We start from the raw sequence: 1,461 nt of genomic DNA on the forward strand, positions 1-1,461 counted from the left end.
TCACCAATATTGTAACGGATACCATCCTGAATCAATTCACCATCAGGGCTGTATAAAGCAAATTGAACCTTTGTAAAAGGGGTATAGGAAGCACCTTCTACCTGGTTCATTCGATCGCTTACACTTGCATGATGCTTTTCGTAATAGATATTATTCTGCTTATATAGCTCTGTTGCAAAAGACAGATAATCAATCAACTCGGTTTCACTATAAGGTAAAATTGGCCCACCATCATGCTTTTCTGCCCATTGAAGGCGGACATTGTAGTTATTTTTGTCAATCTCATTTGGATGAATTGCCTCAAACAAGCCATTTTCCATAATGGATTGCAATTCTTTACCATCATTCTTGATGTAGTCCTCGTTGATCGATAGCTGTTCAATTCGACCGTCGCGGTCACGAAAAACACCAAGAATTATCTTTTCTTTTCCTCCTAGCTCATATGATAATGTTTCTTTTACTTTCATCAAAGAAGCAGGAACTCCAATGCCATCAATATCTCTTAGCGCAAGCAACAAATCCTTATCCTCAGACATAATTGCTTGAGATAGATCAATACGATTGAATTTTTCAATTTGAGATAAATCATCAAAATAGAAAGAACCTGCATCAATAATTGCTTCAAAGTCAGGTAACACTTGTAGTTTTTCAAATGCTGCTCCCCTATTAGCAATCATAATATTATCAAATTCCCCTCTCCCCTCTACAAAATCAAGTAGTGTCTGTTCTGGGGTTTGATCATCTTTTATTGGAGCAATTCCTGTAAGGTGCATGAAATTCTCTTTGTAAAAAGAAACAGATACTACTTTAATATCTTCTTCATCTTTAAAAAAATAGTACACCTTACTATCTGCTAGCGTATCTAAATACCACTTAGCTGTCTGTTGCAATTGAGGTGCATAACGATTCAGCTTTCGTAATTCTTTTACCTTGATTGGATGATAATTCTGTTTATAAATTGACTTATCCGCATCCAATATAGTAAAATGAAGTAAAGATTGAGACTGAGTTTGGTTCGGTGACGAGCCATCCAAAGGTTGCGATTGTTTCGCTTCAGGTAGAGGTGCTGCCTTCTGAGAAATCTCAGAAAAATCCCCGAATTCGTTCTCAGTCTTCTTTATTTGCTCCTGAGAACTTTCAGGAGCTTTTTCTTTACTCTGATTTTCTTCCTGCGCTTTATAAGTATCTCCAACAGGATCGGAAGGTTTTTCATAGATCACTGTTTTATCTGCATCAATGACCATCTGTTTTTTAGGCTCTACTGAAAAGCTGATATTATCCCAGTTCTGCTTCAGCCATTCCGCATCTTCTGGAGATAAATGACTAGTATCTACGTCCAATACAGAACTTTGATCATCTTCTAGAACTACTTCATCTTGCTTTTTTTGTTTGAACAGTAACTTATTTACCACCTCTTTTTCCTCATCCGTATTAGGGAGATATTGAGATGATTGTTCAAAT

General features: G+C 36.6%; 1 protein-coding gene. It reads right to left on the reverse strand.

Features of this window, described 5'->3' with window-relative positions; all coding sequences use genetic code 11:
* A partial coding sequence (locus HMPREF2837_RS11495; protein ID WP_261674352.1) for a PBECR4 domain-containing protein occupies positions 1-1,461 on the reverse strand: 1,461 nt, incomplete at both ends.

The organism is Streptococcus sp. HMSC071D03 (assembly GCF_001812125.1).
Classification (GTDB): domain Bacteria; phylum Bacillota; class Bacilli; order Lactobacillales; family Streptococcaceae; genus Streptococcus; species Streptococcus pseudopneumoniae_N.